This is a genomic window from Nonomuraea sp. NPDC004580, assembly GCF_040609855.1.
GTDB classification, from domain to species: Bacteria; Actinomycetota; Actinomycetes; order Streptosporangiales; family Streptosporangiaceae; genus Nonomuraea; species Nonomuraea salmonea.
The window spans coordinates 69,815-78,933 of sequence record NZ_JBEXLH010000042.1 but is presented as its reverse complement, the minus strand read 5'-3'; the positions used below and the strand labels follow the sequence as shown (position 1 = coordinate 78,933).

Annotated in this window: 7 protein-coding genes; 4 read left to right on the top strand and 3 right to left on the bottom strand. The window is 72.9% G+C overall.

All coding sequences use genetic code 11. From position 1 onward, the window contains the following. Nucleotides 1–87 precede the first annotated feature (87 nt). Complete coding sequence (gene aceA / locus ABZW11_RS32480) at nt 88–1,374, bottom strand: isocitrate lyase (protein ID WP_355425441.1); 1,287 nt, start codon at nt 1,372–1,374, stop codon at nt 88–90. 292 nt (nt 1,375–1,666) lie between these two features. On the opposite strand from aceA, the gene ABZW11_RS32475 reads away from it, so the two are divergent. After that, a complete protein-coding gene (locus ABZW11_RS32475) occupies nt 1,667–3,106 on the top strand; it encodes a helix-turn-helix domain-containing protein (RefSeq protein ID WP_355425452.1) in 1,440 nt (479 codons plus the stop codon). A 3-nt stretch (nt 3,107–3,109) separates the two neighbouring features. Here the strand turns inward: ABZW11_RS32475 and ABZW11_RS32470 are convergent, their stop codons facing one another. Both ABZW11_RS32470 and ABZW11_RS32465 read right to left on the bottom strand, forming a co-directional pair. Further along, a complete protein-coding gene (locus ABZW11_RS32470) occupies nt 3,110–4,282 on the bottom strand; it encodes an FAD-dependent monooxygenase (RefSeq protein WP_355425439.1) in 1,173 nt (390 codons plus the stop codon). 130 nt (nt 4,283–4,412) lie between these two features. Continuing rightward, nucleotides 4,413–5,675, bottom strand: a complete 1,263-nt coding sequence (locus tag ABZW11_RS32465) for a cytochrome P450 (RefSeq protein WP_355425436.1) — start codon at nt 5,673–5,675, stop codon at nt 4,413–4,415. A 79-nt stretch (nt 5,676–5,754) separates the two neighbouring features. Here ABZW11_RS32465 and ABZW11_RS32460 point away from each other — a divergent pair, with 79 nt between their 5' ends. The 3 genes from ABZW11_RS32460 to ABZW11_RS32450 are packed head-to-tail and all read left to right on the top strand — an operon-like array spanning nt 5,755 to nt 9,115. Further along, complete coding sequence (locus ABZW11_RS32460; protein ID WP_355425433.1) at nt 5,755–6,900, top strand: hypothetical protein; 1,146 nt, start codon at nt 5,755–5,757, stop codon at nt 6,898–6,900. Next, nucleotides 6,897–7,868 carry an NAD-dependent epimerase/dehydratase family protein gene (locus ABZW11_RS32455; RefSeq protein ID WP_355425430.1) on the top strand — a complete coding sequence of 324 codons (972 nt, stop codon included), beginning with the start codon at nt 6,897–6,899 and terminating at the stop codon, nt 7,866–7,868. The genes ABZW11_RS32460 and ABZW11_RS32455 overlap by 4 nt, the downstream gene beginning before the upstream one ends. After that, nucleotides 7,865–9,115 (top strand): wax ester/triacylglycerol synthase domain-containing protein, encoded by a 1,251-nt coding sequence (locus ABZW11_RS32450; protein WP_355425427.1) that lies wholly within the window; start codon nt 7,865–7,867, stop codon nt 9,113–9,115. Before ABZW11_RS32455 ends, ABZW11_RS32450 begins: the two co-directional genes overlap by 4 nt. The last annotated feature ends 4 nt before the right edge of the window (nt 9,116–9,119 follow it).

Below are 9,119 nucleotides of genomic sequence, written 5' to 3'. Positions count from 1 at the left end.
TTCAGACCGACAGATCCCGTTGAAGACCCGAGGTCAGTCAGAGGGTGGGTCAGGACTGGCGGGAGGTGCTCACCTACATCATCTCTGTCAGCGGGCGAACTGCTCCTCTTCCGTCGACCCCTTGAGCGCCGTCGTCGAGGAGTCGGGCGCCACGGCGGTGCTGACGAGGTCGAAGTAGCCGGTGCCGACCTCGCGCTGGTGCCGGGTGGCGGTGTAGCCGCGCGCCTCGGCGGCGAACTCGGCCTCCTGCAGCTCGACGTACGCGCTCATGCCCTCGGTCGCGTACCCCTGGGCCAGGTCGAACATGCCGTAGTTCAGCGCGTGGAACCCGGCCAGCGTGATGAACTGGAACTTGTACCCCATGTGCCCCAGCTCGCGCTGGAACTTGGCGATGGTGGAGTCGTCCAGGTGCGCCTTCCAGTTGAACGACGGCGAGCAGTTGTAGGCGAGCATCTGGTCGGGGTACTCGGCCTTGATCGCCTCGGCGAACGCGCGGGCCACGTCGAGGTCGGGCGTGCCGGTCTCCATCCAGAGCAGGTCGGAGTACGGCGCGTACGCCAGGCCGCGCGCCACGCACGCCTCCAGCCCGTTCCTGACCCGGTAGAAGCCCTCCGCGGTGCGCTCGCCGGTGACGAACGCCTGGTCGCGCGGGTCCACGTCGCTGGTCAGCAGGGTCGCGGCCTGAGCGTCGGTCCGCGCGATGACCAGGGTGGGCACGCCCGCCACGTCGGCGGCGAGCCGGGCGGCGTTGAGCGTCTTGATGTGCTGGCCGGTCGGGATGAGCACCTTGCCGCCGAGGTGGCCGCACTTCTTCTCGGAGGCGAGCTGGTCCTCCCAGTGCACGCCGGCGGCGCCGGCCGCGATCATCGCCTTCATCAGCTCGAAGGCGTTGAGCACGCCGCCGAAGCCGGCCTCGGCGTCGGCCACGATGGGCGCGAGCCAGTGGGGCGCGTCGTCCACGCCCTCGGACCAGGTGATCTGGTCGGCGCGCAGCAGCGCGTTGTTGATGCGGCGCACGACGGACGGCACGGAGTCGGCCGGGTACAGGCTCTGGTCGGGGTAGGTCTGCCCGCTGAGGTTCGCGTCGGCGGCCACCTGCCAGCCCGACAGGTAGATGGCCTTCAGGCCGGCCCGCACTTGCTGCACCGCCTGGTTGCCGGTCAGCGCGCCGAGGCTGTTGACGTAGTCCTCGGTGTGCAGGAGGCTCCACAGCCGCTCGGCGCCGAGCCGGGCCAGCGTGTGCTCCTCCTGGACGCTGCCCCGCAGCCTGATCACGTCATCGGCGCTGTAGGTGCGCTCGATGCCGGCCCAGCGAGGGTCGTTCTCCCATTCGTCCCGCAGCTGCTCAGCAGCTCCCTTGAGGCGATCGTTCACCGTTCACTCCTTCGGTCGTCCCCTGGGGCTCACGCCGAGTCTCTGCCCTCGCAAGCATCATCAAATAGGGCAAACCGCCGAGAAGAATCGCGAATCTTCCGCCCACGAGCATTACTCGCGCGTATTCAACTGTGAAGAAATCGCAACTTTTACCTTTGGCCTAGACCAATCCCGCGGGCGGCCCGAGGCGGCGCCCGAACCCGAATCGGCATCGCGTTGAGGCTGGAAAATGGCTGGAAATTCTGTCTAAGATCCCAGTATGGCGTCCGTGCTGAGCGAAGAACCGCTGTCTTTGACGCAGGAGCTCGATCTGATCGCGTTCGGCCAGCGCCTGCGCCACCTGCGGAAACAGCGCGGGCTCACGCTGTCCGACCTCGGTTCGCGCGTCGGCCGGGCGCCGAGCCAGCTCTCCCTGCTCGAGAACGGCAAGCGCGAGCCCAAGCTCTCGCTGCTCAAGTCGCTCGCGACCGCGCTCGGTGTGCCCGTCGAAGAGCTGCTGCGCCGCCAGCCGCCCAACCGCCGCGCCCAGCTGGAGATCGCGCTGGAGGAGGCCCAGCGCGACCCCGTCTACGCCGGCCTCGGCCTGCCCCGGCTCAAGGTCTCCGCCCGCGTGCCCAACGACGTGCTCGAACACATCCTGGGCCTGTACGGCGAGCTACGCGCCCGCCAGGCCAGAGGCACCGCGACGCCTGAGGAGGCCAGGGCCGCCAACGCCGAGCTGCGCCGCCGCCAGCGCGAGGTGGGCAACTACTTCCCCGAGATCGAGAAGGCCGCCGCCGAGGCGCTCGGCGCGGTCGGCTACCGTACCGGCGCGCTGTCGCAGAGCATGATCCAGAGCGTGGTCACGCACTTCGGCTACACCGTGCACACCGCCCAGGACCTGCCGCGATCGGTGCGTTCCATCACCGACCTGCGCCACCGTCGCATCTACGTCAAACACGAGCAGCTCGGCATGCACACCCCGCGCACGATCCTGCTCCAGACCCTCGGCCACCTCGCGCTCGGCCACGACAAGCCGCGCGACTTCGCCGACTTCCTGCGCCAGCGCACCGAGGCCAACTACTTCGCCGCGGCCGTCCTGGTGCCGGAGAAGGCCGCCGCGCTCTACCTCCAGGAGGCCAAGTCCGACCGGGCGCTGTCGGTGGAGGACCTGCGCGACGTCTTCGCCGTGTCGTACGAGATGGCCGCCCACCGCTTCACCAACCTCGCCACCCACCACCTCGGCCTGGTCTGCCACTTCGTGCGCAACGACGCGGGCGGCACCATCTACAAGGCGTACGAGAACGACGGCATCGTCTTCCCCGCCGACGAGCAGGGCGCCATCGAGGGGCAGCGGATGTGCCTGCAGTGGTCGGGGCGGCAGGTGTTCGCCTCGCCCGACCGCTTCTCCGTCTACTACCAATACTCCGACTCGCCCACCGGCACCTACTTCTGCGTGGCGCACGTCGATCCGTCGCGCGAGCGGGATTTCGCGATCACGCTCGGGGTGCCGTACAAGGAGTCGCGCTGGTTCCGCGGGCGCGAGACGACCAACCGCACCCGTTCCAACTGCCCCAACGGCGACTGCTGCCGCCGCCCTCCCGCCGAGCTGGCCGAGCGCTGGGAGGGCTACGCCTGGCCGTCGGCCCGCGCCAACAGCCACGTGCTGGCCGCGCTGCCGCCCGGCTCGTTCCCCGGCGTGGACGAGGCCGACGTCTACACGTTCCTGGAGCGGCACGCGGCGGGCAGCTGAGGCTCAGGCCCGTCCCCTGATCCGCGACCACCACGTCACAGCCCGGCCGAGTGCCTGGTCGCAGCGGTAGTAGAGGCTCGGCGGCACGTGCGGGAGCAGCGTCGAGTGCCGCAGGCCGAGCAGGGTGAGCAGCTGCTCGGGCGGCAGCTTCGCGTAGCGCGGCAGGTTCTCGTACCAGCGGGCGCTGTAGCGCGCCGCCTTCTGGGCGCGGCGGATCGTCGCCTGCCGGGCCCGCTCGTAGCCGGCCAGCGCAGAGGCGAGGTCCTGCTCGGTGGTGAGCGAGTGCACCAGGTGGGCGGCGTCGCCGAGGGCGAGCGCGGTGCCCGCGCCGATGGAGTAGTGGGTGGTGTGCGCGGCGTCGCCCATCAGCACGAGGTTGCCGTGATGCCAGCGCTTGTTGGTCACCGTACGGAAGTTCAGCCAGCGCGCCATCTCACCGGCGTCGTCGCGGCCGATCAGCGGATGGCCGTCGAGGATGTCGGCGAACAGCTTCTCCAGCAGCGCCAGGCCCTCGGCGTCGGTGGCCCGGTCGAAGCCGAGCCCCTCCCACGTCTCGGGTGAGCACTCGATGACGCAGGTGCTGTGGCCGGCGTCGTAGCCGTAGCCGTAGCACCAGATCCAGCCGTGCGGGGTGTCGGCGAAGGAGAACGTGAACGGCCCGAACGCCTTGGTCGTGCCCAGCCACAGGTAGGCGTTGCGGCCGAGCGCGACGGTGGTGCCGAAGTGCCCGGAATGCCGCTCGCGCAGCGCGCTGTGGACGCCGTCGCAGGCCACGATCAGGTCGGCGTCGGACAGCTCCTCCTCGCCGGTGATCTCCCGCCCGTACTCGATCCGCACGCCGAGTGAGCGGGCCCGGTCGGCGAGGATGCCGAGCAGCAGGTTGCGGCCGATGCCGAAGCCGCCGTCCCAGTGGCCGACGCGGACGGGCGGGTGGTCGCCGACCCGCGCCACCCACGACTTCCAGCGCACCGAGCCGTCACGGATGGCCCGCGCGGACTCCGGGTCGATCGCGCGCAGCCTGGCGTACATCTCGTCCCAGTACGTCACGCCCCACCCGTACGTCGAGCCCTCCGGATAGCGCTCGTAGACGGTGACCTCGTACGCCGGGTCAGTACGCTTCAGCAGCAGCGCGAAGTAGAGACCGGCGGGACCACCGCCGACGCACGCGACCTTCATCCCCGAACCTCCTGATGTGACACAATGCCATCAATCCCTTGCAGAGAGTAACAGGTGGGCGCGTCCCGTCCGTGGAGGCGGGCTCACGACGGCTCGTTCAAAGGGCCAGGTCGACGCCGTACAAACCTGGTCAGCGCGGGCGGGCGATCACCCGGCAGCCCGCGCCGGGCGAGTTCGAGACCGCCTTCCACCTGACCGGCTCGTCGCCTGGCCAGGCCGGTGACAGCGCCAGCTCGCGGGTGAAGACCTGCAGGAACGTGCGCATCTGCACCATCGCCAGGCGATCGCCCAGGCAGGTGTGCGCGCCGCCGCCGAACGGCATCCACCCATAACCCGCCGGCCGGCCGTCGAGCCAGCGTTCGGGGCGGAACGTGGCCGCGTCGGGATAGAGCGCCGGGTCGTGGTGCAGCGTCCGCAGGTGCACGATGATCGTGGTGCCCGGCGACAGCAGCCTGCCGCCCAGCTCGAACGGCCGCCTGACCACCCGGCCGAAGAACGCCACCGGCGGGCGCACCCGCAGCGCCTCGTACGTCACCGCGCTCGCGTATGCGTCGCCCTCGCCCAGCTCGCTCTCGCCGGTCACCCGCCGCAGCACCTCGGGATGGCGCACCACTCGCTCGAACACCCAGGCCAGACCGTTGGCCGTGGTCGTACGCGCCCCCGCGATCATGCTCATCACCTGGTCGCGCACCACCGCGCGGGGCAGCGGCGCATCGTCGTCGTCGCGGGCCCGCAGCAGCGCCCCGAGCAGGTCGTCGCCCTCGTCGCCGGCCCCGCGCCGCCGGTCGATCTCGGCGTGGATCAGCCGGTCGCAGGCGTCCTTCGCCCGCTGGTACGCCGGCCACCAGTCCAGCGCCCCCGCGTGCCGCAACGCGTAGCGGACGGTGATCTCGTAGGAGTCGGCCCGCCTGAACAGCTCGCGCAGCGGCACCCGCCAGGCCCGCTGCCGCTCAGGGCTGAGACCCATGGTGAGCTCCAGGACCGCCTCCATCAGCGCCCCGTGCAGCAGGGGCCGCAGCGGGAACGGCACGCCGGAAGGACATCGGGCCGCCGACCGCAGCGCGAGCCGCTCCGTGGCCGCGCGCAGCCGCTCGGGCACCCGGTCGCGGACCGACGGCGCCATGAGCGTACGGATCTCGCGATGCTCGGCCCCCTCCAGCCTGGCCAGCCCGCTCGGCCCGATGACCGGCTCCTGCACCCGGTTGGCCGGGCCCGCCGCCACCACGCCGGCGGGCGCCCGCATCACCGCCCTGACCAGCGCGGGATCCGACACCAGCACCGCCCTGCCGATGCCGGGGAACCACAGGCCGAACATGCCGCCCGTACGGCGCAGCCTGCGCTCGACCACGCCGTCGCCGGTCAGCAGCGCGGCGGGCAGCACGCCGCTGCCCAAGAAGGTTTCCCAGAACCGGGGGCTCCTGCGGCAGACCGTCACGAGAGAGTAACTTACCGTCATGCGACATACGCGCAGTGTGATTCCGGATACTCCCGCGGCCGGTGCGACCGCCCGGCCGGTACGCGACCGGCGCGGGCTGCGGGCGTTCGTCGAGCTGCCCTACCTGCTGCACGCCGACGACCCGCACTTCGTGCCCCCGCTGCGCGGCGAGTGCCGGTGGCTGCTCGACCGGCGACGCAACCCCTTCTTCGCCTATGGCGACGCCGAGCTGTTCACCGTCACCGTCGGCGGGCGGGTGGCCGGCCGCGTCGCCGCCGTGCACAACCCGCGGCACAACGCCGCCCACGGCGGCCGTGACGGCTTCTTCGGGCAGTTCGCCTGCGCCGACGATCCCGCCGTCGCCGCCGCGCTGCACGGCGCCGCCGCCCGGTGGGCGCGCGAGCGGGGGCTGACGAGCCTCGCCGGGCCGGTCAACTTCACCATGCACGACGAGTGCGGGCTGCTCGTCGACGGCTTCGGCGAGCCGCCGGCCGTGATGATGCCGTACAACCCGCCCTACTACCGCGATCTGCTCGAAGGGTGCGGGCTGCGCAAGGCGAAGGACCTGTGGGCGTGGCGGCGCGGCCCCCACCCGCTCGGCGAGCGGCTCGCCCGCGTCGCCGAACGTGCGCGGCGGCGGCACGGCCTGACCGTACGCCCCCTCGACGGCCGCCGCTTCACCGCCGAGATCGATCGGGTCAAACACGTCTACAACGACGTCTGGCGCCACAACTGGGGCTTCACCTCGATGACCGACGCCGAGTTCGCCGCCACCGCGCGGCGCCTGCGCTCCGTCATCGACCCCGGCCTCATCCAGCTCGCCGAGGCCGGCGGCGAACCGGTGGGCGTCGCCCTGGTGCTGCCCGACCTCAACGAGGCACTGCCCGCCGCCCGCGGCCGGCTCACCACGTGGGGCCTGCCGATCGGCCTGCTCCGGCTGGCCCGCGCCGCCCGCCACGTCCGCCGCACCCGCGCGGTGCTGTTCGGCGTCGTGGAACGCCTGCGCGGCCAGGGCGTCGAAGCCGTCCTGTACGCCGCCGCGTACGACGCGATCCGCGCCCGCGGACCGGTCGACTGTGAGCTGAGCTGGACGCTGGAGGACAACGACGCCGTCAACCGCTACCTGGCGGCCGACGGCTGCGTCCGCACGAAGACGTACCGCATCTACCGGCGCGAGCTGTGACGCGCGTCCTCGTCACCGGCGCCACCGGCTTCGTGGGCGGTCACCTGGTCAGGGCGGCGCTCGCCCGGGGGCACGCGGTCACCGCGCTGGCCCGGCCGTCTGCGAGGGCCGCCGCGCTGCGCGTGCTGGGCGTGGAGGTGGTGCAAGGCGACCTGGTCACCGGGCGGGGCGTCGAGGAGGCGGTACGCGACGCCGCCGTGGTCGTCCATCTGGCCGCCGCCGTCAAGGCCAGGAGCGCGGCCGAGCTGTGGGCGGTCAACCGCGACGGCACCGCCCGGCTCGTCGAGGCGCTGGCGGCGCGGCGCGTACCGCCCCGGCTGGTGCACTGCTCGTCGCTGGCCGCCGCCGGTCCGGGAGGCAGGGGGCCGGTGTCGGCGTACGGTGCGAGCAAGCGCGCCGCCGAGGACGCGATCCGCGCGCACGCCCACCGCGTGCCGTCGGTCATCCTGCGCCCCGGCATCGTGCACGGCCCCGGCGAGCCCGCCCTGCTGCCCGCCCTGCTCCCGCTGGTCCGGCTCGGCCTGGTGCCTCGGCCGGGCCGCGCCGCGGGCCGCTACAGCATGATCCACGTGACCGACCTGTGCGCCGCGCTCCTCGCCGCCACAGAACGCGGCGCCACCGTACGCCACGACGCCCCATCGACCGGCGTCTACCCGCTCAGCGACGGCATCGCCCACCACTGGCCCGGCATCTGCGCCGCCGTCGCCGCCGCTCTCGGCCGCCGCACCCCGGCCGTCCTGCCGATCCCCCTCCCCGTCATGACCGCCATCGCCACGCTGGCCGAGCTGGTGGGCCGCACCCGCCACACGGTGCCCGCCCTCAACCGCGACAAGGTACGCGAGATGCGCCACCCCGACTGGACCTGCACCTACGACGCCGCCGCCCGGGACCTTGGCTTCACCCCGTCCCTCACCTTCGCGGACGGCCTGAAAGCGGCACTCGCACCCGAAGGATCCGACCTCCCGTGACCTCTCATCTTCGTGCCGTGCCGCTGACCCTGGGCGACCACTACGTGCTGAGCCTGGCGCGGGCGGCGGCGGCCGACTCGCGCATGCACATGGCCGTGGCCGCCCACCTGCCCGGCGGCCCGCCCGCACGGCCGGACCTGCACGAGCAGCTCGCCGCCGCCGCAGGACGGGCGCCCGTCCTGCGGTACCGCCTGACCGGCGCGGGGCGGCACGCCGCATGGGCGCCCGACCCGGGCTTCGACCCGGCCCGCCACGTCACCCACCACCGGCTCGGGCCGGGGCAGGACGTCGCCCAGGCGGCCCTCGACCTCTTCGCCGAACGCCCGCTGCCCCGCGACCGCCCGCTGTGGGACCTGCTGGTGCTGCACGGCCACGCGCCGGGCGAGCACGTCCTGGTGCACCGCGTGCACCACGCGTTTCAGGACGCCCTGGGCCTGCTCAGCGGCATCAGGGCGCTGAGCGGCGACGAGCGCCTGCCGCATCCGGCGCCCGAGCCGCCCGCCCGGGACGCGCCCGCGATCCGAGGGACGCTCGCCGACCTCGCCAGACTGGCCGCACCGCTGCCACGCTGGCACCCGTCGAAGCCGCCCGGCGGCCAGGGCCCGCGCCTGCTGACCGTGCCGCTGGACGCCGGGGCGCTGCGCGGGGTCGTCCAGCGCACCGGCGTCACCGTCACCCAGGTCATGCTGGCGCTGCTCGCCGGCGCCCTGCGGTCGTGGCGTCCGCAGGTGTGGCGCTCGCGACCGGGAATCACGGTGAACCTGCCGGTCAGCATACGGGGGCCGCGCAACCACGCGGCGCTGGGCAACCACGTCGGCGTCTTCCCGGTCACGCTGCCGTGCGGCGAGCCGGCACCGCACGCGCGGCTGCGCGCGATCGCCGACCAGACCACGCTCGCCCTCATCAGCCGGCAGCGCCGCCGCATCCGCGCCCTCTACCGGCTGCCCGCCGTCGTGTCCAGGACGGCGTTCGGCGCCGCCATGCCGCTGGTGGCGCGCGGCGCGCCGCGCCGGCTCGACGTCGGCGCCATCCGCATCACCGGCGAGTTCCCCGCCGCCCGCGAGCTGTTCCTGTGCCCGCCGCTGGCCCCCGGCGTCTCCGCCATGATCACCCTCCTGTACGGCAGGGGCACCGCGTCGGTGTGCGGCGTGTTCGACGCCTCCGTCGACGGCCCCGACGAGGTGCTCGCCTTGGTCACCCACGCCCTGACCGAACTGCACGCCGACGTCGGGCAAGGCCACCGGTGACCGC